General features: G+C 72.9%; 22 protein-coding genes and 1 tRNA gene. 16 read left to right on the top strand and 7 right to left on the bottom strand.

Features of this window, described 5'->3' with window-relative positions; translation table 11 throughout:
* Positions 1 to 67 precede the first annotated feature (67 nt).
* Positions 68 to 568, bottom strand: coding sequence for an NUDIX domain-containing protein (locus PU704_RS15505; protein WP_047805101.1), 501 nt, complete (start codon positions 566 to 568; stop codon positions 68 to 70).
* 190 nt (positions 569 to 758) lie between these two features.
* Here PU704_RS15505 and PU704_RS15500 point away from each other — a divergent pair, with 190 nt between their 5' ends.
* From PU704_RS15500 to PU704_RS15480, 5 genes are all read left to right on the top strand, one after another.
* Positions 759 to 2,183 carry a CCA tRNA nucleotidyltransferase gene (locus tag PU704_RS15500; RefSeq protein ID WP_277551950.1) on the top strand — a complete coding sequence of 475 codons (1,425 nt, stop codon included), beginning with the start codon at positions 759 to 761 and terminating at the stop codon, positions 2,181 to 2,183.
* 283 nt (positions 2,184 to 2,466) lie between these two features.
* Complete coding sequence (locus PU704_RS15495) at positions 2,467 to 3,690, top strand: glycosyltransferase 87 family protein (protein WP_277551949.1); 1,224 nt, start codon at positions 2,467 to 2,469, stop codon at positions 3,688 to 3,690.
* A 142-nt stretch (positions 3,691 to 3,832) separates the two neighbouring features.
* Positions 3,833 to 4,798, top strand: a complete 966-nt coding sequence (locus tag PU704_RS15490) for an ABC transporter ATP-binding protein (RefSeq protein ID WP_047805103.1) — start codon at positions 3,833 to 3,835, stop codon at positions 4,796 to 4,798.
* Complete coding sequence (locus tag PU704_RS15485; RefSeq protein WP_277551948.1) at positions 4,795 to 5,811, top strand: ABC transporter permease subunit; 1,017 nt, start codon at positions 4,795 to 4,797, stop codon at positions 5,809 to 5,811. The genes PU704_RS15490 and PU704_RS15485 overlap by 4 nt, the downstream gene beginning before the upstream one ends.
* 114 nt (positions 5,812 to 5,925) lie before the next feature.
* The gene (locus PU704_RS15480; protein ID WP_075871245.1) at positions 5,926 to 7,059 is read left to right on the top strand and encodes a hypothetical protein; all 1,134 of its coding nucleotides are present in this window, start codon (positions 5,926 to 5,928) and stop codon (positions 7,057 to 7,059) included.
* On the opposite strand, the gene PU704_RS15475 is transcribed toward PU704_RS15480, so the two are convergent.
* The 4 genes from PU704_RS15475 to PU704_RS15460 are packed head-to-tail and all read right to left on the bottom strand — an operon-like array spanning position 7,040 to position 13,605.
* Positions 7,040 to 9,694 carry an AMP-binding protein gene (locus tag PU704_RS15475; RefSeq protein ID WP_277551947.1) on the bottom strand — a complete coding sequence of 885 codons (2,655 nt, stop codon included), beginning with the start codon at positions 9,692 to 9,694 and terminating at the stop codon, positions 7,040 to 7,042. The two genes, PU704_RS15480 and PU704_RS15475, sit on opposite strands and share 20 nt — an antisense overlap.
* A 22-nt stretch (positions 9,695 to 9,716) precedes the next feature.
* Positions 9,717 to 10,892 carry an ABC transporter ATP-binding protein gene (locus PU704_RS15470; protein WP_277551946.1) on the bottom strand — a complete coding sequence of 392 codons (1,176 nt, stop codon included), beginning with the start codon at positions 10,890 to 10,892 and terminating at the stop codon, positions 9,717 to 9,719.
* Positions 10,889 to 12,580, bottom strand: coding sequence for an ABC transporter permease (locus PU704_RS15465; RefSeq protein ID WP_075871246.1), 1,692 nt, complete (start codon positions 12,578 to 12,580; stop codon positions 10,889 to 10,891). Before PU704_RS15465 ends, PU704_RS15470 begins: the two co-directional genes overlap by 4 nt.
* Positions 12,577 to 13,605: an extracellular solute-binding protein gene (locus PU704_RS15460; protein ID WP_277551945.1), complete on the bottom strand. Its 1,029-nt coding sequence runs from the start codon at positions 13,603 to 13,605 to the stop codon at positions 12,577 to 12,579. Before PU704_RS15460 ends, PU704_RS15465 begins: the two co-directional genes overlap by 4 nt.
* A gap of 137 nt (positions 13,606 to 13,742) precedes the next feature.
* On the opposite strand from PU704_RS15460, the gene PU704_RS15455 reads away from it, so the two are divergent.
* The 6 genes from PU704_RS15455 to rplI all read left to right on the top strand — a co-directional run bounded on the left by PU704_RS15455 (position 13,743) and on the right by rplI (position 16,660).
* Positions 13,743 to 14,087: a GNAT family N-acetyltransferase gene (locus tag PU704_RS15455; protein ID WP_075871247.1), complete on the top strand. Its 345-nt coding sequence runs from the start codon at positions 13,743 to 13,745 to the stop codon at positions 14,085 to 14,087.
* Positions 14,088 to 14,183: 96 nt separating this feature from the next.
* The gene (locus tag PU704_RS15450; protein ID WP_047805109.1) at positions 14,184 to 14,642 is read left to right on the top strand and encodes a TM2 domain-containing protein; all 459 of its coding nucleotides are present in this window, start codon (positions 14,184 to 14,186) and stop codon (positions 14,640 to 14,642) included.
* A gap of 183 nt (positions 14,643 to 14,825) precedes the next feature.
* On the top strand, positions 14,826 to 15,131 hold the full coding sequence (gene rpsF / locus PU704_RS15445) for a 30S ribosomal protein S6 (RefSeq protein ID WP_047805110.1): 306 nt from the start codon (positions 14,826 to 14,828) through the stop codon (positions 15,129 to 15,131).
* Between the two features lie 112 nt (positions 15,132 to 15,243).
* On the top strand, positions 15,244 to 15,873 hold the full coding sequence (locus PU704_RS15440) for a single-stranded DNA-binding protein (protein WP_062735785.1): 630 nt from the start codon (positions 15,244 to 15,246) through the stop codon (positions 15,871 to 15,873).
* An 81-nt stretch (positions 15,874 to 15,954) separates the two neighbouring features.
* Positions 15,955 to 16,191 carry a 30S ribosomal protein S18 gene (gene rpsR / locus PU704_RS15435; RefSeq protein WP_017835048.1) on the top strand — a complete coding sequence of 79 codons (237 nt, stop codon included), beginning with the start codon at positions 15,955 to 15,957 and terminating at the stop codon, positions 16,189 to 16,191.
* Between the two features lie 19 nt (positions 16,192 to 16,210).
* Positions 16,211 to 16,660: a 50S ribosomal protein L9 gene (gene rplI, locus PU704_RS15430; RefSeq protein ID WP_047805112.1), complete on the top strand. Its 450-nt coding sequence runs from the start codon at positions 16,211 to 16,213 to the stop codon at positions 16,658 to 16,660.
* A gap of 73 nt (positions 16,661 to 16,733) precedes the next feature.
* On the opposite strand, the gene PU704_RS15425 is transcribed toward rplI, so the two are convergent.
* Complete coding sequence (locus PU704_RS15425; protein WP_053005204.1) at positions 16,734 to 17,351, bottom strand: class I SAM-dependent methyltransferase; 618 nt, start codon at positions 17,349 to 17,351, stop codon at positions 16,734 to 16,736.
* 87 nt (positions 17,352 to 17,438) lie between these two features.
* Between PU704_RS15425 and PU704_RS15420 the strand changes: the two genes are divergently transcribed.
* Together PU704_RS15420 and PU704_RS15415 are read left to right on the top strand one after the other, a co-directional pair.
* On the top strand, positions 17,439 to 17,747 hold the full coding sequence (locus tag PU704_RS15420) for a hypothetical protein (protein WP_047805113.1): 309 nt from the start codon (positions 17,439 to 17,441) through the stop codon (positions 17,745 to 17,747).
* Positions 17,748 to 18,074: 327 nt separating this feature from the next.
* Positions 18,075 to 19,154, top strand: a complete 1,080-nt coding sequence (locus tag PU704_RS15415) for a patatin-like phospholipase family protein (RefSeq protein ID WP_277551943.1) — start codon at positions 18,075 to 18,077, stop codon at positions 19,152 to 19,154.
* A gap of 11 nt (positions 19,155 to 19,165) precedes the next feature.
* Here PU704_RS15415 and PU704_RS15410 read toward each other — a convergent pair whose 3' ends face one another.
* Entirely contained in the window at positions 19,166 to 20,596 is a 1,431-nt protein-coding gene (locus PU704_RS15410; protein WP_047805124.1) for an amidase family protein, read from the bottom strand.
* Between the two features lie 140 nt (positions 20,597 to 20,736).
* On the opposite strand from PU704_RS15410, the gene dnaB reads away from it, so the two are divergent.
* From dnaB to PU704_RS15395, 3 genes are all read left to right on the top strand, one after another.
* The gene (gene dnaB / locus PU704_RS15405) at positions 20,737 to 22,092 is read left to right on the top strand and encodes a replicative DNA helicase (RefSeq protein ID WP_277551942.1); all 1,356 of its coding nucleotides are present in this window, start codon (positions 20,737 to 20,739) and stop codon (positions 22,090 to 22,092) included.
* Between the two features lie 141 nt (positions 22,093 to 22,233).
* Positions 22,234 to 22,485, top strand: a complete 252-nt coding sequence (locus tag PU704_RS15400) for a DUF6458 family protein (RefSeq protein WP_047805126.1) — start codon at positions 22,234 to 22,236, stop codon at positions 22,483 to 22,485.
* 166 nt (positions 22,486 to 22,651) lie between these two features.
* Positions 22,652 to 22,724, top strand: a tRNA-Gly gene (locus tag PU704_RS15395).
* The last annotated feature ends 677 nt before the right edge of the window (positions 22,725 to 23,401 follow it).

The following is a 23,401-nucleotide window of genomic DNA, read 5'->3' as shown; positions in this document are numbered from 1 at the left end:
GGCCGCACCCGAGCGCCGGACCGGGGCGGGTGGCGCGTCCTGGCGCTCGCCGGGGGAGCGCTCCGTCTCAGAGCTGGTGGATGATGTATTCACGGGCGATGTCGGCGATGCGCCGCTCGTTGGGGAAGGACAGCTTCCGGCCGAGGTCGTCGATGTCCACCCACGCGACGTCCACGGCCTCGTGGTCGGGGTCGTTGTCCGTGGTGAGGTGCCCGCCGGTGGCGCGCAGCAGGAAGTGGTGGACCGTCTTGTGCACGCGGTGCCCGGAGACCGTGAACCAGTAGTCGATGCTGCCCAGTGGGCTCAGCACCTGCCCGGCGATGCCGGTCTCCTCCTCGATTTCGCGGATCGCGGCTTCCTCGTTCGTCTCCTCGCCCTCGGGGTGGCCCTTGGGCAGGCACCACTCGAGGCGTCCGCCCCGGTTGATCCGGGCGATGATGGCCACCGGGTGGGAGGGTGTGGCGAGGTCGACGACGATCCCCCCGGCGGAGACTTCCTCGACCGTGGGCAGCGCGGCGGCCGGCGCGGTGGGCCGCTTCTTCGGTGCGCTGGGGACGGGGAAAGCCATGTCTCCTACCTTGCCACAATCCCCCCGGCTCCCGCCCGAGCGCCGGAGGGTCCGTACGGAGGCCCTCGACGCGCCGGGGCACCCGTCCATGATCGGGTCCAGGAACGGGGCCGCAGGCGGGTCCGCGAGCCGGTTCCCGGACCGCCCGAGGGCCCTGTCCGGACGGGCCGGCGGTCCCGGGTCTGGAACAATGGGCGGCACCATGACGCAGCTCCCCGACATCGACGCGATCCATCCCGCCGCCCTCGACCTGGGGCGGCGGTTCGCCGACGCCGGCCACGAGCTCTCGCTCGTGGGCGGGCCCGTGCGCGACCTCTTCCTGGGCCGGCCCGCCCTGGACCTGGACTTCACGACCGACGCCACGCCCGACCAGACCCTCGGCGTGGTCGCGGGCTGGGCCGACGCGGTGTGGGAGATCGGCCGGGACTTCGGGACCATCGGGATGCGCCGGGGCGACGTGCAGCTGGAGGTGACCACCTACCGGGCCGAGGCGTACGACGCGGAGTCCCGCAAACCGCAGGTGGCCTTCGGCACCTCCCTCGAGGACGACCTGTTCCGCCGCGACTTCACGATCAACGCGATGGCGCTGCGCCTGCCCGGGCTCGAGCTCGTCGACCCGCACGGCGGGGTCAAGGACCTGCACGCCCGGGTGCTGCGCACACCCGGCGCCCCGGAGGACTCGTTCTCGGACGACCCCCTGCGGATGATGCGCGCCGCCCGCTTCGCCTCCCAGCTCGACGTCCAGGTGGCCCCGGAGGTGCGCGAGGCCATGACCGACATGGCGGAGCGGATCGCGATCGTCTCGGCCGAGCGCGTCCGGGACGAGCTCATCAAGCTGATCTGCGGGCGCCGGCCCCGGCAGGGGGTCGATCTCCTCGTGGGGACGGGGCTCGCCGCGGTGGTGCTGCCCGAGGTGCCCGCCCTGCAGCTCGAGCGGGACGAGCACCACCGGCACAAGGACGTCTACCAGCACTCCCTCACGGTCCTCGAGCAGGCCGCGGAGCTGGAGTCCGGCCCGGACGGTCCCGTGCCCGCGCCCGACTTCGCCCTGCGCTTCGCGGCCCTCATGCACGACGTCGGCAAGCCCGCGACCCGCCGCTTCGGGGCCGACGGTGCGGTGAGCTTCCGCCACCACGAGGTGGTGGGTGCCAAGCTCACCGCGAAGCGGATGCGGGCGCTGCGCTTCGACAACGACACGATCCGCACCGTGAGCCGGCTGGTGGAGCTGCACATGCGCTTCTACGGCTACGGGGACGCCGGCTGGACCGACTCGGCCGTGCGCCGATACGTCCGGGACGCGGGGGAGTGCCTCGAGCGGCTGCACCGGCTGACGCGGGCGGACGTGACCTCCCGGAACCGGCGGAAGGTGGCGCGGCTGTCCGCGGCCTACGACGACCTGGAGCGGCGCATCGCCGAGCTCTCCGCGCGGGAGGAGCTCGACGCGGTGCGCCCCGAGCTGGACGGCCAGCAGATCATGGCGGTGCTCGGCGTCCCCCCGGGCCCCGTGGTCGGGCAGGCCTACCGGTTCCTGCTGGACCTGCGTCTCGACGAGGGGGAGCTGGGCCCCGAGGAAGCGGAGCGGCGGCTGCGGGCCTGGGCGGCGGACACCCTGTGAGCACCCGGGTGGAGTCCGTCCCGGACACCCCCCGCACCGCCCCGGACCCGGGGCGGCACTCCGCGCCGCCGGAGCACCCGGTGCCGCAGACGGGCGCCGTCGGCGTCCTGCCGTCCGCCGCCGCGACGACGAACCGGTTTCATGCTCCTCGAGGCATATATCGCGGACTCCATGTCCTGCTCCCGACGGGTGCCCGGAGCGGCATCGCCCTGCACCCGGTGGCGACGGCCTCTCCGGCGGCCCGGGTCACGGCGGACGCGCTGCGCGGACGGCGGTGCACCGGATGAGCCGGCTGGGCGGGCGCCTCGGCGGCCACGGGCTGCAGCTGGCGGGTCTGTGCCTCTACACGGTCATGGTGGCCTACCTGCTGCGGCTGCCCTGCCGGGTGCCCGGTGGGGCGGCCGCCGAGCAGCTTCCCGCGCTGTGCGCCACCGAGGTGACCCCGGCGGCCACGGCCGGGACGCTGGACGGGTTCTTCACGGGAGGCCCCGCCGGGGACCAGCCCGCGCTGGTCGGGATGATCACCACGGTGCTCGGGTGGGTCGCGGCCCGGCTCTCCGCGCTGCTCGGCACGGACGTGGGCGGCGGGGTGTTCGCGAACCTGTCCGTGGTGCTGCTGGCCCTCCTGTGGCTGACCACGGTCGCCGTGGTCTCCGGGCTCTCCGGCCGCCGCCGGGCCGACGCCTTCGTCCTGGCCCTGGCCCCGGTGGCGGCACTGGTGGGCTTCACCACGTGGGACCTGTGGGCGGTGCTGCTCATGGTCCTGGCGCTGCTCCTCCACGTGCGCGGCCGCCCGGGACCGGCCGGGGTGTTCCTCGGCCTGGGGGCGTCCGTGGCGCTGTTCCCCCTGGTGGTCCTGCTGGCCGTGCTGTTCCTCGCCGCCCGGTACCGCCAGTTCCGGGACTTCGCGGTGGTCCTGGCCGGGACCCTGGCCGCCTGGCTGCTGGTCAACGGCCCGTTCATGATCGCGGCGTGGGAGCAGTGGCTCGGCCGGTTCCGGGCGGCGGCCGACCGCCCGGTGGCAGGCTCCTCCCTGTGGAGCGTCTGGGGCCGGGCGGACGCCGTGCCCGGGGCGGCGGAGACCGGGCAGCACGTGCTCCTGGCCCTCGTGCTCGGCTGCGCGGCGGTGCTGGTGCTCACGCTGCTCACCCGCCAGGAGCCCAGCGTCGTCCAGGTCGCCTTCCTGCTGCTCACCGTGCTCGTGCTCACCGGCCCGGGCTACTCCCTGGTCCAGGCCCTGTGGCTCGCCCCGCTGGTGGTGCTCAGCCGGCGCAACTGGATCGAGTTCGCGGCCTGGCAGCTCGTCGAGGTGCTGTGGTGGACCACGCTGGTGCTGCCGGAGGCGGCGTGGCCGGTCCTGCCGTGGACCGGGCGCACGGGCTGGGACGCCCAGGACCTGCTGGCGGCCGTGCGGGTGCTGTTCCTGGTCTGGTTCCTGGTCGTGGTGGCCGTCGACGTCCTGCGCGGACGCCGGGCGATGCAGATCGGCGTTCCCGAGGCGGAGTGAACGCCGTCGCCTCCTCCGCCGGAAGAGGGAGACCGGGCCCGCGGAGGACCGCGGAGCTCATCCTTCCGAGGGTGCCGGACGGTGTCCCGGGTCCCGTACGTTGAGGGTGGACCGCAATGACGAGTGCTCGGGAGGAGCGCCGGTGATCGAGATCGAGAACCTGACGAAGACCTACGGTGGCAAGACGGCGGTGGACGACGTCAGCTTCACCGTCCGTCCGGGCCGGGTCACCGGGTTCCTGGGGCCCAACGGGGCGGGCAAGTCGACCACCATGCGCCTGCTGGTGGGCCTGGAGTCCGCCACCAGCGGGCACGCCCGCGTCAACGGCCGCCCGTACGCCGAGCACCGCGCCCCGCTCTCGGAGGTCGGCGTGCTCCTGGACGCCAAGGCCGTCCACCCCCGGCGCACCGCCCGGGCCCACCTGTCCGCGCTCGCCGCGACCCACGGCATCCCGCGCTCCCGCGTCCAGGAGGTGGTGGACCTCACCGGGCTCGGCGCCGCGGCGGACAAGCGGGTGGGCGGCTTCTCCCTGGGCATGGGCCAGCGGCTGGGCATCGCCGCGGCCCTGATCGGCGACCCGCACACCGTGGTCCTCGACGAGCCCGTCAACGGCCTCGACCCCGAGGGCGTCGTGTGGGTGCGCCACCTCGCCAGGTACCTCGCCTCGGAGGGCCGCACGGTCTTCCTCTCCTCCCACCTGATGTCGGAGATGGCCCAGACGGCCGACCACCTCGTGGTGATCGGCCGCGGACGGATCCTGGCCGACGCGCCCATCGAGGAGCTCCTGGCGGGGGAGCGCGCCCGCACCCGCGTGCGCACGACCGACCGGGAGGCCCTGCGCCGGGCCCTGCGGGAGGAGCACGCCGAGATCACGGAGTTCGACGACGACGGGGCCCTGGTCACCGGGCCCGCGCCGCGGCGGATCGCCGAGGCCGCGCTGTCCGCGGGGGTGCTGCTGTACGAGCTCACCCCGCAGACCGAGACCCTCGAGGACGTCTACATGGCCATGACGCAGGACGAGGTCGAGTACCGCTCCGGCGGCGCCCCCGTCGAGACCACCCGGGCGCCCTGGGCGGGCCCCGCCGCACGAACCGGAGACCGAGCATGAGCACCAGCACCTCGACCGCACCCCGTCCGGAGACCACCGGCACCGGCCCCACCGGGCACGCCGGCCCCGCGTTCGACGCCCGCCTGGGCTTCGGCCGGGTCCTGCGCTCGGAGTGGATCAAGTTCCGCTCCCTGCGCTCCCACTGGATCCTGCTCGCCGTCGCCCTCCTGCTGGCCCTGGGCTTCGGGGCGCTGAGCGCCTGGAGCACCACCTCCCTGCAGGACATCAACCAGCAGGCCGCGCAGGAGCAGGTCGACGCCACGCTCGACGGGCGCAGCCCCGAGGAGATCGGCCTCACGGAGGAGGAGGTCCAGCAGCAGCGGGACGCGTTCGTCGCGGAGTCCGACCAGCAGATCGCCGAGCAGTCCGGCGTCGCCCTGCCGGAGGGAATGGGCTTCAGCGAGTACCTGGCCATGACCAGCGCCAACGGCGGCCTGCAGCTGGTCATGCTGCTCCTGGGGGCGCTGGCCGTGCTGTTCATCGGCTCCGAGTACTCCACCGGCGCCGTCCGCACCACCATGACGGCCGTGCCGCGGCGCACCCCGGTGATGCTCGCCAAGACGGTGGTGCTCTCCGTGGTCGCGTTCCTCTTCGGAGTGCTCAGCGCGTTCCTGTGCCACCTGCTGGTCCAGCCGATCCTCGCCGGCGGGGACCTGGGCTACGACGTGTGGCAGGAGGCGATCCTGCTCAACATCCTCGCCGTGGGCCTGTTCTACACGATCACGGCGTGGCTGGGCTTCGGACTGGGGGCCCTGCTGAAGTCCACCACGTGGGGGATCGTGGTCCTCGTGGTGCTGCTGCTGGTCCTGGAGTTCGTCCTCTTCGCCCTGTCCTTCGAGTGGCTCGAGGACGCCAAGCCCTACTCCCCCGGGGCGGCGAGCACCCAGCTGACCACGGTGTACCAGCCCTCGGACGCCGTGCTCAACCACGTGGAGTCCGGTCTGGTCTACGGCGCCTGGGGTCTGCTCCTCGTGCTCGCCGGGATCCTCGTGACCAAGAAACGCGCGCTGTAGGGCTCCTCCTGCCGCTGCCGCGGCGCCCGATCTACGATGTGAGCCGGTGGGCCGCAGCGCGGCCCGGAGCACCGGCGCGCGCCGGACGAGCTGGCGTCGGACGGGGAGGCAGCGGTGGCGGTGCCACGGGAACGGGAGCCCGGCGCGGTCCTCACCGCCGAGGACGCCCACGGGCTGCGCCGGACGCTGCTCACCTGGCTGGCGGCGGTCGTGGTCCTGGTCACCGGGCTGAGCTCGGCGTTCAACTGGTTCTTCGTCGACCGCGCCCCCCAGGACCCCGTGCACACCTGGCTGGGCGGCCTCGAGGACGGGCGCTCGCGGCAGCTGTTGTCCCGGGCGGAGGCCGTGGTCGCGGATCCCACCCTCAACATCTTCGCCAACCGGGTCTACCGCAACGCGGCCGGGCGGATCAGCGGCCACGAGGTGCTGCGCGCGGACGTGCAGGACGACCACGCCGAGATCCGGGTGCGCGTGTGGTGGGACGACCCCGAGGGCGGGGACCGCGTCCGGGAGGAGGTGCACACCTACGGCGTGCACCGGGTGGAGCGCAGCGGTCCGTTCAACGACCACTGGGAGCTGGACTCCCCGGACGTGGCGCCCCTGGCCGTCCACCTCCCGGCACCCCTGGACGAGATCTCCGTCAACGGGGAGAGCATCCGCCCGGACCCGGACGAGCGCGTGCCGGACCCCACCGGCCCGGGAGGCGCGTGGCGCTTCGAGGCCCTGCCCGGGGACTACGCGATCGGGCTGCCCGGCAACTCCTACTACCAGGTGCCCGTGCCCCTGCCCCCGGTGCGGATGGCCTTCCGCGATCCGCGCCCGGCGTCCGTGGACCTGCGGATCGAGCCGTCCCCGCGGATGTGGCAGGAGACCGAGGAACGGATCACCCAGTGGCTGCGCACCTGCATGGCCTCGGAGGAGCTCGCTCCGGAGGGCTGCCCGAGCTCGGCGCGCCACACCGGCCCGGAGGAGTCCCCGGACACCGCCGCGGGTCTTCCCGACGGGGGCGGGGCGGGGGACCCGGGCATCACCGACGTCCGCTGGCGGCTCGTCTCCCGGCCCGCCCTGGTGCTGGTCGGCTCGCCGGAGGACCCGCTGCGCTGGGTCGCGGACCCGTACCGGCCCGCCGAGGCGCGGCTGAGCTACCTGGAGGACGGTGAGCCGGTCACGGAGCGCGTGGAGTTCCCGGTGCTCGCCAGTGTGCGCTCCACCGGGCAGAGCGCCGAGATCAGCGTGGGCCTGGACTAGCCACGGGGCCCGACCAGGTCCGGTGTGTGCGCCCGGGCCCGCCGGCGGCGCCCGGCCCGCCTCCGTCGCCGAGTGCCTCGCCCCCAAGTGCTTCGCCCCCGAGTGCCTCGCCCTTGGGCGCCTGGCCCCCGAACGCCTTGCCCCGCCGCATCCGGCTGCGGAGCACCCGTTCGGCCAGGAGCCAGTAGGCCACGCCCGCGGCGAGCGAGGCGACCACGGCCAGGACCGGGTGCACCGGCAGCAGCACGGGATAGACCAGCCAGTGCGTCAGGTAGATGTACAGGGACGCCGCGGCCAGCCGGCCGGTCAGGCGCCGCAGCCCCGCCGGCACGGGCAGGGTCGGCGCCCACAGGAGCAGGAGGATGCCCACGGCGAGCGTGCCCTCCCGCAGCGCGCTGTCGAAGTAGCCCGGGATGCTCAGCACCGTGAGAGCCGACACCAGGCACCGCTGCAGCGGGGTCCGGGCCCGGGCGGCCGCCCAGCCCAGGGCGAAGATCCAGAACACCGGGGCCGGTTTGGGCAGCCCGGGGTCCACCACGTCGTAGCGGCTGAGCAGCCCCAGGCCGAGCAGGAGCAGCGGGAAGACGAACGGGAGACGTCGCTCGGCCCGGTCGGCCCAGGGCAGCGCCATGAGGGCCGTGACGGCCACGAGGACGTAGACCAGCATCTCGACGAACCAGAAGTGCCACTGGCTCGTCAGCTCCTGCGGGCCCACGATCCCGTTGAGCAGCACCACGTTGGCCAGCGTGTAGTCGTCGGTGAGCAGGTGGGCCACGGCGATGAAGGCCACGGAGGGGACCACGATGCGGCCCAGGCTGCGCGCGTGGCGCCGCAGGCGGGGCAGGCGCCGACCGGTGAGCTGGAACCGCGCGAAGTTGTAGCCGGCCACCGCGAACAGCAGGTGGGCGGTCTGGAACGTGAACAGCTCCACGTGGGTGCAGACGATGCACACGATCGCGACCGCCCGGAGGACGACGCCGGTCTCCAGGAACGACACCAGGCGCCGCCGGGGCCGGGCCGCCCGGGGGACCAGGTCCCGGACGGGCGTGACGTGCCAGTCCGGAGGCAGGTGCCCGAGGGCCTGCTCCAGCCGGACCGAGGCCGCCACGTAGGACAGCGAGTCGCCCTCGAGGGAGACGAACGTGTCGTCGTCGCCGACGTCGGGGCGGTCCAGCACCTCCGCGAAGATCCGCTTGACGTCCTGCGGTCCCTGCGCCGCGCTCTCCGCGGGCGGGGCAGGAACGGTCCGGGGGGCGGCGAGCGCGGCGACGGCCGGGTAGTCCACCTTTCCCGTGGCCAGGCGGGGCAGCTGTTCCACGGCGTGCACCGCGACGGCGGTGCGGGGCAGGCCCACGCTCTGGGCGAGGACCTTGCCCAGCAGCCGCGGTTCGTGCGCGCCCTCGACTGCGACCACGAGGCCTTCGTCCGAGCCCGGGGCCGAGCCGGCGGCCGCCGCCGTCACGCCGAGCTCGGCGAGGGTGCGCTCGACCTGCCCGAGGTCCACGCGCAGGCCCACGATCTTCACGAAGCGGCTGCGCCGCCCCACGACCTCGTACAGCCCGTCGGGGTGCCGGCGGGCCAGGTCGCCGGTGCGCAGCTCCTCGACGGTGCGCCCGGCGGCGAGGTCGGACGGGTGTTCGGCGTAGCCGAGCATGACGTTGGGGCCGGTGTAGACGAGCTCGCCGTCGGCCAGGCCCTCCACGGGGTCGATCCGGAAGGCCCCGCCGGGCACGGGGACGCCGATGCACCCGGGACGCTCGGTCGCCAGGCCCGGGGGCAGATAGGCCATCCGGGCGGTGGCCTCCGTGGCCCCGTACATGACGAACAGGTCCCAGCCGCGGCGCCGGCCGAGCTCGGCGTAGTGACGGACCTTCTCGGGCGCCAGCCGCCCGCCGGCCTGGGTGACGCAGCGCAGCCGGGGCAGGTCCATCTCGGCGAAGCCCACGCGCTCGAGCAGCTCGAAGGTGTAGGGCACCGCGGCGAAGGACGTCGCCCCGTGCTCGCGGAACAGCTCCCAGAAGCAGGGGTCGACCACGGACAGGTCCGTCAGCACGAGCCCGGCCCCGCGCAGCAGGTGGCTGTTGATCACCGACAGCCCGTAGCAGTAGGACATCGGGAGCGTGGTCGCGGCGCGGTCGCCGGGCCCGATGGCCAGGTACTCGGCGATCGCCTCGGCGTTGGCGGCCAGGTTCTCGTGCGAGAGGCGCACGAGCTTCGGGGAGCCGGTCGAGCCGGAGGTGCTCAGCAGCAGCGCCAGGTCGGGGTGCAGGTCGTGACAGGTGCCGGGGCGCCGTTCCTCCACCACGAGGGAGCCGTCCCCGGACCGGAGCACGACGTCGGGGTCGTAGGCGGCCACGAGGGAGGCCAGGGCCTCCGGCTTGTCGGCCGGGACCAGCAGCAGCGGGTGGCCCGCGCTGAGGGCGGCGAGGTAGGCGACGAGGGAGTCAAGGTCGTTGGCCGCGGCCAGGGCCGCCAGCCGGCGTCCACCGCCCAGGCGGGCGGCAACGGCGTCGACGCGCTCGGCCAGCTCGCGGTAGCTCAGCGTCCCGTCGCGGGTGAGGACGGCAGGACGGTCCCCGTGCCGGGCGAGCCCGGCCACGAAGGGGATGCGGGCCAGATCCGGTTGCGTGGTCACGGCGCCACCTTAGAAGAATCGATTAGCGAAGAAAAGTCTTGTCCAATTCGTCGGACATGGGGGAACGTCCGGCCCCGGACCGGGTCCGCGGCGGAGCGGTGACCGCCCGGTCGTCGACGAGCAGCGTCGGGGTGGTGCCCGCGGCCACCGTCACGGCCACGGGGGTCCCCACGGGGTGGCGGACGTTGTGGGGCTGCCAGGAGCGCAGCGTCCGGCCCGAGGCCAGGCGCACGTGGTGGAGCACGAACGCGCCGTGGTACTCGACCGCCGAGACCCGTGCGGGGGAGTCCGGGTCCGGGCGCAGCGCCACCTCGTGCGGGCGCAGCACCACGTCGACCGCCACGTCGCTGTCGGCCCAGCCCGGCACCGTGGAGACGATGCCGATCTCGCAGGTCAGCAGCGCCCGGTGCACCCGCGCCGGGAGGAAGTCCGCGTCGCCCATGAAGGAGGCGACGAACCGGGTGCTGGGCTGCTCGAAGACCTTCTCCGGGGTGTCGGCCTGCTCGATCACCCCGTCGTGCATGACCACCACGCGGTGGCCCACGGAGAGGGCCTCCGTCTGGTCGTGGGTGACCAGCACCGCGGTGGTGCCGGTCTCGCGCAGCGTGGCCGTGGTGTCGCGGCGCACCTGGGCGCGGAGGGACTCGTCGAGGCTGGAGAACGGCTCGTCCAGCAGGACGACGGCCGGCCGGGGCGCCAGCGCCCGGGCCAGGGCCACGCGCTGCTGCTCGCCGCCGGAGAGCTCGTGCGGGTAGCGGTCGGCGAGGTGGCTCAGCCGCACGAGCTCGAGGACCTCCCCGACCCGGACCCGGCGCCCGGCCCGCGGGGACCGGTCGAGCCCGAACGCGACGTTCTTCGCGACCGTCAGGTGCGGGAACAGCGCGTGGTCCTGGAAGACCAGGCCGACCCGGCGGTGCTCGGGCTCCTGGAACCGGCGCCCGTCCGCCACCACCTCCCCCGCGATGCGGATCGTCCCCTCGTCGGGCCGTTCGAGCCCGGCCACGAGCCGCAGCGTCGTGGACTTCCCGCAGCCGGAGGGCCCGATCAGCGTCACCAGCTCCCCGGGCGCCACCGTCAGGTCCAGGGCGCTGGCGCCGGCGGAGTCCCCGTAGTGCTTGCTGACCCGGTCGAGGACCAGGGCGGGCGGCGCCTGGCCGGCGCGGGGTGCGCGGTCCGCGCTCACGGTCCGCACGGTCATCGGCCCACCTTTCCGTGGTGCTCGGCCCGGCGCGTCTGCCGGACCAGGACGAACACGGGCACGACCGCCGCCGCCACGATCACCAGCGCCGGCAGGGCCGCCCGTTCCCAGAAGTTCTCGCGGGCGAGCTCGTAGACCCACACGGACGTCGTGGTGAACCCGAACGGGCGCAGCAGCAGCACGATGGGCAGCTCCTTGACCGCGTCGATGAGCACGAGCACGAGGGCCACCGCCACGCCGGGGCGGGCCAGGGGCAGGTGCACCCGGGTCAGGACCCGCAGCGGGGAGGCGCCCAGGCTGAGCGCGGAGGAGGTGATCGTCGGGGAGATCTTGCCCAGGCTCGCGTCCACGGCCTGGTAGGCCGGGGCGAGGAAGCGGATCACGTACGCGTAGAGGATCCCCAGGACCGAGCCCGTCACCAGCAGCCCGGTGCCGCCCGGGACCCCGGCGCGCTCCAGGGCGGTGTCCAGCCCGGCGAAGGCGATGAGGACGCCGATGCCCACCACCGCACCCGGGACGGCGTAGCCGAACGTCGTGAGCTGGGCCGCGGAGGCCGCCAGACGCCCGCCGCTCATCCGCACGCCGTGCGCGATCGCCAGGGAGAGCAGCACGCAGGCCCCGGCGGCGATCGCCGCGACCACGAGGCTGTTGGTGAGGTGGTCCGCGAAGCGCGGGTCGGTCAGGGTGGCGGGATCGCCGACCACCTCGCCGATGGCCCACACGAGCAGCTGGAGCACGGGCAGGAGGAAACCGGCGGACAGGGCGGCGACGCCGAGGAGCGTGGCGCCCCAGGCGCGCCACCCGGTGAGCCGCTCCGGCTGCAGCCCCTGGCCGCGGCCGCCCCGCTGGTGGAACCGGGCCCGGCCGCGGAGCAGGCGCTCGCCGGCCAGGACGGCCACCGCGAAGAGCAGCACGAGCACGGCCAGCTGGGTGGCCGCGTGGAAGTCGAAGCTGCCCTTCCACACCAGGTAGACCCCCACCGAGACCGTCTGCACGTTGAAGTACTGCACGGTGGCGAAGTCGGTGAGCGTCTCCATCATCACCAGGGCCAGTCCGGCGGCCAGGGAGGGACGGGCCAGGGGCAGCAGGACGCGGCGCAGCGCCCGGGCCCGGCCGGCGCCCAGCGTCCGCGCGGCGTCGTAGGTGCCCGCCGTCTGCTCGACCAGCGCGGCTCGGGCCAGGAGGTAGACGTAGGGGTAGAGGGTCAGGGTCATCACCAGGATCGCGGCGGGCAGCGAGCGCACCTCCGGCGTCCACACGTCCGTGCCCAGCACCGCCCGCAGGGCGGACTGCACCGGCCCGGAGACGTCGAAGGTGGACAGGAACACGAAGCCGAGGATGTAGGCGGGCATGGCCAGCGGCAGGACCAGCAGCCACACCAGGACGTCGCGCAGCGGGAAGCGGTAGGCCGTGACCAGCCACGCCAGCCCCCCGCCCACGACCAGCGTCCCCGCTCCGACGCCGAGCATGAGCGTCAGGGTGGTGAGCACCATCCGGCCGAGCCCGCGCGGCGGGCTGCCCTCGCCCAGGCTGCCGAGGCCGTCGGCCACCACGGCCAGGACGGGGGTCGCGACGAGGACCGCGACGAGGACGACGAGGGCCGTCCACCACGGGCGGCCCGTGCCCGCGCCCCGGCGCGGGCGGGGGACGGGTGGCCGGGCCTCGGCGAGGACGGCCGTCTCGGTCACCGGTATCCGGCCTCGGCCAGCAGATCGACCGCCTCGGCGTTGAGGTCCCCGTAGGCCTCCGCGTTGAGCGGCATGCGCTCGAACTCCCCGAAGGCGGCGATCGTCGGCTCGGGCTCCACCGCGGGGTTGACGGGGAACTCGTGGTTGGCGTCGACGAACGCGTTCTGGCCGTCGGTGGCCAGCCACTCGATGAGCCGCTGCGCGTCCTCGGGGTTGTCCGACCCCTCGACCACGCCCGCCCCGGAGATGTTCACGTGGGTGCCGGCGCCGTCCTGGCTGGCCCAGAACAGGTCGACGTTCAGCTCGGGGTTCTCCTCGAGGGTGCGGGCCAGGTAGTAGTGGTTGTTGATCCCCACGTCGCAGGTCCCGGCGTCGATCGACTCGAGCAGCAGGACGTCATTGCTCTGGATGTCCACGTCGTTGGCCACCCAGCCCTCCACGATCTCCAGGGCCCTCTCCCGGCCGTGCAGGTCGATCAGGCTCGCGACCAGGGACTGGGTGTAGGCGGAGGTGGCGTCCCGCATGCACAGCCGTCCCTTCCACTTCGGGTCGGCCAGCCCGGCGTAGCTCTCCTGGCCGTCGAACTCGGCGGGGTCGACGTTGTCCGGGTTGTAGGTGAGCGTGCGCGCCCGCATCGCCAGGCCGAACCAGCGGTCCTGGGGGTCCCGGAGGTCCTCGGGCACCGCCTCGTCCAGGGTCGGGGAGGAGATCGCGGCGAGCTCGTCCTGCCGGGCGGCGTTCCAGAGATTGCCCGCGTCGACGGTCATGAACACGTCCGCCGGGGTGTCGTCCCCCTCGGCCTTGAGCCGCTCGAGGAGCTCGGCGTCGTCGCCGCTGATGAACTCCACCGTGATCCCGGTCTCGTCCGTGAACTGGCCGAACGCGCCCTCGAGGTCGTAGTGCCGTGCCGAGTAGATCTGCAGGTCGGCGGGCTGTTCGCCCAGGCCGAGCGTGCCGCAGCCCGTGACGACCGCCGTCATCGCGGTCAGGATGCCGGTGGTGACGTACAGGGGGCGACGGCGCATCGGGGCCTCTTCCTCGGGCGCGGCGGTCCGGGTGACCGCACGACGATCATTTGACAAGAAAAGCGTAGCCTAATCGGAATACCCCTGTGCCGCGGCCGGCTACGGGGGAATCCGCCACCGACCCGACAGGAGCACCCGTGCCGCAGGATGCCACGATCACCGTCCGCCACGCCCCCGACCGGCACCGCTACGAGCTGCTCGACGGCGGCACGGTCGTCGGGGAGGCCCACTACCGTCCCTTCGGCACCCCGGCCGGGCCCCAGCGGATCTTCTTCCACACCACGGTGGACGACGACCGGGAGGGCGAGGGCCTGGGCAGCCGGCTGGCCGCCGCCGCGCTCGAGGACACCGTGGCCGCAGGCCTGACGATCGTGCCCGTGTGCCCGTTCGTCGCGGCCTGGCTGCGCGGGCGCGAGGAGTTCGCCGGGCACGTGGGGCCGGTGCGCCCCGAGCACCTCGCGGCGGTCCGCCGCCCGGAATAGCGCTCACCGACCGGTCGTTGTGCTGGTCGAGGCCGTCCCCCGGACGGTCCCCCGACATCCCGTCCGCGCGGACGGCCCGCCCCCGAGAGGACCCCCGTGGCTCCCGAGCCCGAGTACTACCGCCCCGTCCCGCTGAACGACGATCCCGGCCGTGCCGGCTACCGCGGCGCGCCCTACGGGCAGCCGTTCGGAACCGGTCAAGGGGCGCCCACCGGGTATCCCCGCGCGCCGTACGGACAGCCCTACGGGAGCGGGCACGGCGTGCCCGCCGGGGCGCCCGTGGTGAACGTGGTGGGCGGCAAGTCCCTGCTCCTGGCCTACGTCCTGTGGTTCTTCCTGGGCTCGCTGGGAGTGCACAAATTCTATCTCCGCCAGCCCGTCTGGGGCCTGATCTACCTGTTCCTGGGCGGTCTCGGCTGGAGCACGGTGGGCATCGGCATCGGTCTGCTGTTCCTCGTGCCGTGGGCGCTGCTGATGTTCCTGGACATCTTCACCATGCCGTTCCGCACCGCGTTCGTGAACGCCTCGATCGCCCGGAGCGCCTACCGCCGGTGAGCGTCCCCCGGACGTGGCTGCCCCGGCCGTGCGCCCCGTTCGGTGCGGAGCCGCGGATGTAGTAGTGTTGTGAGGTCTGTGTGCCCGCCGCCCGACGTGCGGCGCCGGCGCGCGGACGACGCTACAGAACCTCCTGCTGCGGAAGGACCGCAGCCGCTCAGCCCGAAGGAGGTGGGTTCGAACATGCGTGAATACGAACTGATGGTGATCATCAACCCCGAGGTCGAGGATCGTGCCGTGGAGCCGACTCTCAAGAAGTTCCTCGAGGTCGTCACCAAGGACAACGGCACCGTCGACAACGTCGACATCTGGGGCCGCCGTCGCCTCGCCTACGAGATCCAGAAGAAGTCCGAGGGCATCTACGCCGTGGTCCGCTTCACCGCGACCCCGCAGACCGCCCAGGAGCTCGACCGTGTGCTGAACCTCAACGAGGCGATCATGCGCACCAAGATCATCCGCCCGGAAGAGCAGAAGATCTCCGCCGAGTAAGGACTTCACAGGCTGATCGCCGAGGGTGCCCCGCGAGGGCCCACCGGTGAGATGCTGGAGATCCCCAGTACGTCCCGTACGACCGCGAACTTCTTCGACCCGGGAGGTCCACATGGCTGGTGACACCGTCATCACCGTAATCGGCAACCTGACCGCTGACCCCGAGCTGCGCTTCACCCCGTCGGGTGCGGCCGTGGCCAACTTCACCGTTGCGTCCACGCCCCGCACCTTCGACCGCCAGTCCAACGAGTGGAAGGACGGGGAGACCCTGTTCCTGCGCTGCTCCGTGTGGCGCGAGGCGGCCGAGAACGTGGCGGAGTCCCTGCAGAAGGGCATGCGCGTCATCGTCCAGGGTCGGCTCAAGTCGCGCTCGTACGAGACCAAGGAAGGCGAGCGGCGCACCGTCACGGAGCTCGACGTCGACGAGGTCGGTCCCTCGCTGCGCTACGCGTCCGCCAAGGTCAACCGCAACGCCCGCTCCGGCGGGCAGGGCGGCGGCTTCGGCGGCGGCGGCCAGCAGGGCGGTGGCTTCGGCGGCGGCGCCCCGCAGGGCGGCGGCGGATTCGGGGGCGACTCCGGGTTCGGCGGCGGCCAGCAGGGCGGCGGCTTCGGCGGTGGCCGTGGTGGCGGCGGCGGGCGTCAGCCCGCTCCGCAGGCCGCGCCCCAGAACGATCCGTGGAGCCAGTCCTCCGGCGGCAACTACGACTGGGGCAGCGGACAGGACGACGAGCCGCCGTTCTAGGCCTTCCCCGCTTTTCCCGACACACACCCCATCCCGCGGTGACCAGCCGCGGGCTCCACTTGAAGAACAAGGAGCACCACGATGGCCAAGGCTGAACTTCGTAAGCCCAAACCAAAGCAGAACCCGCTCAAGGCTGCCAAAGTCACTGAGATCGACTACAAGGACGTTGCGCTGCTGCGCAAGTTCATCTCCGATCGCGGCAAGATCCGCGCCCGCCGCGTCACCGGTGTGACCGTGCAGGAGCAGCGCAAGATCGCTCTGGCGATCAAGAACGCCCGCGAGGTCGCGCTGCTGCCCTACTCCGGCGCCGGCCGCTGATCAGAGAGGACAGACACTCATGGCAAAGATCATCCTGACGACCGAGGTCACCGGCCTCGGCGCTGCCGGTGACGTGGTCGAGGTCAAGAACGGGTACGCCCGCAACTACCTCTTCCCGCGCGGCTTCGCGACCCCGTGGTCCCGAGGCGGCGAGAAGCAGATCGAGAGCATCAAGGCCGCCCGCGCCGCCCGCGAGGTCGCCTCGCTCGAGGACGCCCAGGCCCTGGCCCAGAAGCTGACCTCCGCCACCGTGACCATCCCGGTCAAGGCCGGCGCCGAGGGACGTCTCTTCGGCACCGTCAAGGCCGAGGACGTCGCCCACGCCGTCGAGGCCGCCGGCCTCGGCTCCGTGGACAAGCGCAAGGTCGAGCTCAACCAGCACATCAAGACCACCGGTGTGTACCAGGCCTCCGTGCGCCTGCACGAGGACGTCAACGCGAACGTCGAGTTCGAGGTCGTCCCCGCCTGACCGGTTCCCGGTCCTGCACGGCAGAAGGGCCCCCGCGGTGCGCCGCGGGGGCCCTTCCGCATGTCGGGGGGCCTCAGCGGGGCCGGACCCCCTCGACGACGACGTCGAGCGCGGTCGGCGTCGTGCGGACCTGCTCGGCGCGCAGCAGGTCCAGGCCCTTGCCCTCGAGCACGGCCACCGTCTCCTCCAGGTCCGGGCGCGGCACGGTCGGCGGCGGGCCCTCCACGCTGCCGGGGGCGTGGGTGATCCACAGCAGCCGGCCGCCCGGCGCGAGCCACTCGGTCGCGCGGCGCAGCAGCGAGAGGTCGTGCTGGAAGTAGACGGCGAGCACCAGGTCGAACTGCCGGGGTACCACATCGGGCCCGGAGAGCTGCTCCTGTTCGGGGCTCCAGGTCCGCAGGTCCGCCACCAGGGCGCGGCCGGGCAGACCCCGCTCGGCCAGCGCGTCGGCGAGGACGCGCGCGGCGCTCGGGGAGAAGTCCACGGCCGTGGGGTCGTAGCCGGCCAGGGCCAGGGACAGGGTGTGCCGACCCGTGCCGGCCCCGAGGTCGAGCGCGGCCGGGGTGCGGCCCGCGTGCTCCCCGGCCGTCCGCTCCAGGAGGGCGGCGACCTCCGGATGCGGACGGGTGCCGTCCGGGGAGTCCTCCCCGGAGGCGTACCGGTCCTCCCACATGCGCTGGCTGTCGTCCACGGGGCCTCCTCGGCGGCTCGGGCGCCCGGGGGGCGCTCCTGGAGCGGTGTGCCGGTGCGGCGCGGATCCTCGGGGGACAATGGGTGCATGCCGTCCCTGATCCCGCGTGTCACACCGTCCGCCCTGTACTGGTTCGGCGTGGGGTGCCTGCTCTTCACGGTACTGGCTTTCGTCGTCGCTTTCCTGGGAGGCAACTCCGGAGGAGCCGAGACCGCGATGACGGTCTTCGTGGTCGGCTTCGTGGCCGCGGCGGTGGGGGCCACCGTCACGGCGGTGGTCGCACTGGCCGGAGCCGTCGGGTTCGCGGGCGCTCGGACCCGCTTCCTGGTGCTGCTGGCGCTGTCCGTGCTGTGCCATCCGCTGCTGTGGCTGGGCGTGCTCTCCTCGGTGCTCTGAGCACGGCCGGGCGCGTCTGTGCTGTGGATGACACCGGTGGCGGCCCCACCGGTCCTGCACAGCCTGTGAGTGATCGTTTGGCCTGGTCAGCGCAGGATTGATTGTTTCTTGTGGACAAATTTCCACAGGGTTTCCCCCACCCTGTGCACAGCCGCGCCCGGCGTTTTCCACCGGTTGTCCACAGGGTGGAAAACTCGTGTGCGGAACGGGCGGAGCGACGTCTCCACCCGGTGGGCGGGACGTGGTCCTTTCCTCCCGTGCAGGTTCCCTGCCACCCTGGGCAGGGAACCTGCACGGGCCGTCCGGCGGCCGGGGAAGGAGCGGCTGATGAGCAGCACCACGCGCGTGGCCCTGGCCCTGGGCAGCGGGGGTGCCCGCGGCTACGCCCACATCGGCGTGATCGAGGTGCTCGAGGAGCGGGGCTTCGAGATCGTGACCATCGCGGGCAGCTCGATGGGGGCGCTCGTCGGCGGGCTGCACGCGGCGGGACGCCTGGGCCCGTACGCGCAGTGGGTGCAGGGACTGACCCAGCGGGACGTGCTCCGGCTGCTCGATCCCTCGCCGTCGTCCCCCGGGGTGATCCGGGCCGAGAAGATCATGGCCAAGGTGCGCGAGCTGCTGGACGGCGCCCTGATCGAGGACCTGCCCATGCCCTTCACCGCCGTGGCCACCGACCTGCTGGCCCGCAAGGAGGTCTGGTTCCAGGAGGGCCCGGTCGACGTCGCCGTGCGGGCGTCGATCGCCCTGCCCAGCATCATCACCCCGGTCATGATCAACGGACGGCTGCTCGCGGACGGCGGCATCCTGAACCCCGTGCCCATCGCCGCGACCGTCGCCTCCCGCGCGGACGTCACCGTGGCCGTGTCCCTGTCGGGGGAGCGGATGCCCGGCGAGGGCAGGGTGCCGGCCCGGGAGACGGCCGCGGCGCGCCCCGCGGAGGAGCGGGCGGAGCGGTTCCGCCGCAGCGCCGCCCATCTCCTGGACCGGGAGCTGGCGCGCACCGTCATGGAGCGCATCGCGGAGACTCGGGGTCGCGGTGCCGAGGCCCGCACCCGCCGGCTCGGGGAGGAGTTCCCCGGGGAGGTCCCGGAGGAGCTCCCGCAGGTGCTCGACGCCGAGCTCCTCGAGGAGGCGGCCGAGGACGTGCTCGGGGTGCTCCCCGCCGGACTGCGCACGCTCGACGTCATGCAGCTGTCCCTCGAGGCGCTGCAGTCCATGGTGCTGCGCTACCGGCTGGCCGGCTATCCTCCCGACCTGCTCATCACGGTGCCCAAGCAGACCGGCCGCCTCCTGGACTTCCACCGCGCCGAGGAGCTCATCGCCTTCGGGCGCCGGGCGACCGAGGAGGCCCTCGACCGTGCCGAGGGCTTCCCGCCCCCGCGGCCCGGCCCGCGCGCCGGTCCGTAGGTGCGGCCGGCTCACCGCTCCCGCAGCAGCGCCTCCACCGTCCGGGCGAGGTCCAGCAGCACGGCGTCCGCGCCCGGACCGGCCGCCAGCTCGAGACCCACGGGCAGCCCCGCCGCGGTGCGCCCGGCGGGGAGGGTGATCCCCGGCGTGCCGATGGTGTCCGCGAGGTCGGAGTGGCGCGTGAAGGTCTCGAGCGTGGGCACACGGCGGCCGTTGAGCTCCACGGTCCCGTCGTCGCCGAGCGGGCGGGCCGTCACCGGGCAGGTCGGCTGCACCAGGGCCGTGACGCCCCGGGCCTCCAGCGCCCCGGTGTAGAGCCGCAGGGCCAGCCGGCGGGCCTGCTGGGCGGCCCGGTACTCGTCGTCGGCGGCGCGGAACACCTCGGCCAGCTCCCAGATCCGCCGGACGTCCGGGCTGCCGATCCCGCGCCGCACCTGCTCCAGGGAGGGCCCGCCGCCCCGGTCCGCCAGGTACGCCTGCAGGTCCGGCAGGAACTCGTGCAGGACGATCGCCATCCCGGCGGCAGCCGCATGATCCCGGGCCGGGGCGACGTCCACCTCGACGAGTTCCGCGCCGGCGGCCTCGAGCGCTCGCAGGGCCGCGCCGAACACCGTGTCCACCCCGGGCTCCAGGTCCCGGAGGAACAGCCCGGGGACGCCCAGCCGGAGCCCGTGCAGCGGGCCGGGACCCTCGTCCTCGACCTCCAGGTGCCGGGCGCGGGGCGGGCCGCTCGGGCGCTCCCCGGCCAGCAGCGCGTCCAGCAGGACCACGTCGTCCACGGTGCGGGCCACGGTGCCGATCGTGGCCCGGGAGTGGGCGATCGACAGGACCCCCGACGACGGATAGCGGCCCAGCGTGGGCCGGAACCCCACGATCCCGCAGAGGGCGGCGGGGATGCGGGAGGAACCGCCCGTGTCCGCGGCGACCGCCGCCGGGACCAGGCCGACCGCCACGGCCACCGCCGAGCCCCCGCTGCCGCCGCCGGCGGCCAGCGCGGGGTCCAGCGGGTGGTGCACCGGGCCCAGGGAGCCGTGGGTCGAGGTGATGCCGAAGGACAGCTCGTGCGGGTTGGTCTTCAGGAACAGGATGGCGCCGGCCGCCCGCAGACGCCGGACCGCAGGGGCGTCCCGGCCCACCACATGGTCCTCCAGCGCCCGCGTGCCACCCGTGGTGGGGAACCCGGCCACGTCCACGACGTCCTTGACGCCCAGGGGGATCCCCGTCAGCGGCCCCCACGTCTCCCGGCGGTCCAGGGCGTGGGCGAAGGCGCGCGCCAGCTCCGGGTCCACGCTGATCACCGCCCCGAGCCGCTGGGCCGGCGGCAGACGCTCCAGCAGGGCGTCGAGGTGCTCCACATGGCTGATCCGGCCCGCGGCCAGCTCTTCCCGCGTGGTCCGGATGTCCCACGAACAGGGACCGCTGAGGTCTGTGGTGAGCGCCATGGTCCATGGTGTCCACGGACACCACCGGGCGGCAAGCGGTGTCCGCGGTCGGTGCGAGAATGGTGGGGCCGCCCGCAGACGAGGCGGCGTCGTCGTTCGTCCGTCCGTGCCCCCGCGCGGGCGCAGGGAGAGGTGGGCACGTGTCGGAGCAGTCGTCCGGAGGCGATCGGGAGTTCGGACGGACCCCGCCGCAGGACAACGTCGCGGAGCAGTCGGTGCTCGGCGGCATGATGCTGTCCAAGGACGCCATCGCGGACGTCGTGGAGGTGCTGCGCGGCGTCGACTTCTACAAGCCGGCTCACGAGTCCATCTACGAGGCCGTCATCTCCCTGTACGGGCGCGGCGAGCCCGCCGACGCCATCACGGTGGCCGACGAGCTGACCAAGCGCGGCGAGATCGAGCGCGTGGGCGGGCCCGCGTACCTGCACACCCTCATCTCCTCGGTCCCGACCGCCGCCAACGCCGGGTTCTACGCCGAGATCGTGCGCGAGCGCGGGGTGCTGCGCCGCCTCGTGGAGGCCGGCACCAAGATCGTGCAGCTGGGCTACAGCTCCGACGGCGAGGTCGACGACATCGTCAACGCCGCCCAGGCCGAGATCTACCAGGTGGCCGATCGCCGCTCCTCCGAGGACTACACGGTGCTCAAGGAGGTCATCGAGTCCACCGTCGACGAGATCGAGGCCGCCGGCTCCCGCGGCGAGGGCATGCGCGGCGTGCCCACCGGTTTCATCGAGCTCGACGAGCTGACCCAGGGCTTCCAGGGCGGCCAGATGATCGTCATCGCGGCGCGGCCCGCGATGGGCAAATCGACCCTGGCCCTCGACGTCGCGCGGTCCGCGGCGATCAAGCACAACCAGACCACGGTGATCTTCTCCCTCGAGATGAGCCGCAACGAGATCGCCATGCGCCTGCTCTCCGCCGAGGCGACGCTGAACATGCAGGACCTGCGCAAGGGGCGCCTGCAGGACGAGCAGTGGGCGAAGATCGCCACCACGATGGGCAAGATGGACTCCGCGCCGCTGTTCATCGACGACTCCCCGAACATGTCGCTGATGGAGATCCGGGCGAAGTGCCGCCGGCTCAAGCAGAAGCACGACCTCAAGCTCGTGGTGCTGGACTACCTGCAGCTGATGAGCTCGGGCAAGAAGGTCGAGTCCCGTCAGCAGGAGGTCTCGGAGTTCTCCCGTGCTCTGAAGCTGCTGGCCAAGGAGCTGGAGGTCCCGGTCATCGCGCTGTCCCAGCTGAACCGTGGCTCCGAGCAGCGCCAGGACAAGAAGCCGATGGTCTCGGACCTCCGCGAGTCGGGCTCGATCGAGCAGGATGCCGACATGGTGATCCTGCTGCACCGCGACGACGTCTACGACAAGGAGTCACCGCGCGCCGGTGAGGCGGACGTGATCGTGGCGAAGCACCGCAACGGTCCCACCAAGACGATCGTGGTGGCGTTCCAGGGCCACTACTCCCGGTTCGCCAATATGGCCCACGAGGGGCTGTAGACCGTCCCCGGCGTCGCATCGGCGCTGGGGGAGAACCTGTGAGTCTTCGACCGTTCGCGGGCTTATCAGCGTGCCGGCCCGTCTGTAGGATGATTGCAACTGCAAAGCACATGCTTTTGCCGCGATTCCTAGGAGCCCCTCATGAACCGCAACTTCTCCGCCGGTGCCGCCATCACGCTCGTTCTGGGACTGATCCTGGTCTTCGCCACCAGCGGCAACACGATCAGCCTCGGCTCGTTCGCCATCAGCCTGGTCACGGTGGGGTGGATCCTCACCGTGGTCGGCGCGGTGCTGCTGGTGATCTCCCTCATCCCACGGCGCACCAGCACCCAGACCCGACACGTCGACCCTGCCGGCCGGGAGTCCGTCACCGAGCGCGACTCGCACCTCTGAGCCCGGCCGGGCGAATCCTGCGCTCCTGAGGCGTAATCGCCACGGTCATGGCACAGGCCGGGACCACGGAAAAGGGGAGCGCACCCGGGGCCTTCCTGGCCGGCGTGACGCACACGCCGCAAGAATCGGGTAATGTCTTCTCGTGGCTCCTGCTGGAGCCACGAATGCGGCAGTAGCTCAGCTGGTAGAGCGCCACCTTGCCATGGTGGAGGTCGCGGGTTCGACTCCCGTCTGCCGCTCTTCCCGTACCCTCTCGCAGGGTGAGACGGAGGACCTTTCCGTCATCGACGGATCCAGGTGTCGAACGAATTCACCGGCCGCAGATGTCCTCGCCACAGAGATGGCGCGTGATCACGCGGATGCGCACCGCTCGATCACCACGACTCGATCCCTCGTCCGCAGCACGTCCGCTGCAGCCCCGCCCGCAGCGATGACTCGCCTGTCCCGGGCAGCGGCCGGCTCAACAGCCGACGACGTCGCCGAGCGGCCCAGCAGGCACCACAGATCCCATGGCCCACGGATGCGGCCGGGACCGACCCGCATTGCTCCGCAGGGGCGCTCGCGCTGGCGCAGGGCGCCGGATCGATCGGGCGCCACATCCTTGGTGATTCACGGTGCAGCACGACGATGCCGCCAGTGCCCCCACCGTCCGACCTGCGGCTGCCGGGGAGGGGGCTGTCCGGTCCGTCAGCACAGACCCTCGGCAGCAGAAAGTCCGTCGCAGCAAAGTTGCCCGATGCCGTTCCGGGTCTGCGGGCACACCCCGTTCGTGCGGTGTCGGCGGGTGTTTTGACGGTGTCGGGGGGTGGGTGTAGTGTCGTCCGGGTTGCTGCGGGTGGGCGAGGTTCTCGCCCCGTGGTGGCGGTAGGTTTCCGGTTGATGGTTCGTTCCCGGTGGTCCTGGTGTGGTTGTCGTG

It is taken from the genome of Kocuria oceani (assembly GCF_029524215.1).
GTDB classification, from domain to species: domain Bacteria; phylum Actinomycetota; class Actinomycetes; order Actinomycetales; family Micrococcaceae; genus Kocuria; species Kocuria oceani.
This window is presented reverse-complemented; position numbering and strand designations above follow the sequence as displayed.

Coding starts and splice junctions, on each gene's coding strand:
- PU704_RS15505 (WP_047805101.1), bottom strand. CDS start 568: ATGGCTTTCCCCGTCCCCAGCGCACCGAAGAAGCGGCCCACCGCGCCG.
- PU704_RS15500 (WP_277551950.1), top strand. CDS start 759: ATGGGCGGCACCATGACGCAGCTCCCCGACATCGACGCGATCCATCCC.
- PU704_RS15495 (WP_277551949.1), top strand. CDS start 2,467: ATGAGCCGGCTGGGCGGGCGCCTCGGCGGCCACGGGCTGCAGCTGGCG.
- PU704_RS15485 (WP_277551948.1), top strand. CDS start 4,795: ATGAGCACCAGCACCTCGACCGCACCCCGTCCGGAGACCACCGGCACC.
- PU704_RS15470 (WP_277551946.1), bottom strand. CDS start 10,892: ATGACCGTGCGGACCGTGAGCGCGGACCGCGCACCCCGCGCCGGCCAG.
- PU704_RS15460 (WP_277551945.1), bottom strand. CDS start 13,605: ATGCGCCGTCGCCCCCTGTACGTCACCACCGGCATCCTGACCGCGATG.
- rpsF (WP_047805110.1), top strand. CDS start 14,826: ATGCGTGAATACGAACTGATGGTGATCATCAACCCCGAGGTCGAGGAT.
- PU704_RS15440 (WP_062735785.1), top strand. CDS start 15,244: ATGGCTGGTGACACCGTCATCACCGTAATCGGCAACCTGACCGCTGAC.
- rpsR (WP_017835048.1), top strand. CDS start 15,955: ATGGCCAAGGCTGAACTTCGTAAGCCCAAACCAAAGCAGAACCCGCTC.
- rplI (WP_047805112.1), top strand. CDS start 16,211: ATGGCAAAGATCATCCTGACGACCGAGGTCACCGGCCTCGGCGCTGCC.
- PU704_RS15420 (WP_047805113.1), top strand. CDS start 17,439: ATGCCGTCCCTGATCCCGCGTGTCACACCGTCCGCCCTGTACTGGTTC.
- PU704_RS15415 (WP_277551943.1), top strand. CDS start 18,075: ATGAGCAGCACCACGCGCGTGGCCCTGGCCCTGGGCAGCGGGGGTGCC.
- PU704_RS15410 (WP_047805124.1), bottom strand. CDS start 20,596: ATGGCGCTCACCACAGACCTCAGCGGTCCCTGTTCGTGGGACATCCGG.
- PU704_RS15400 (WP_047805126.1), top strand. CDS start 22,234: ATGAACCGCAACTTCTCCGCCGGTGCCGCCATCACGCTCGTTCTGGGA.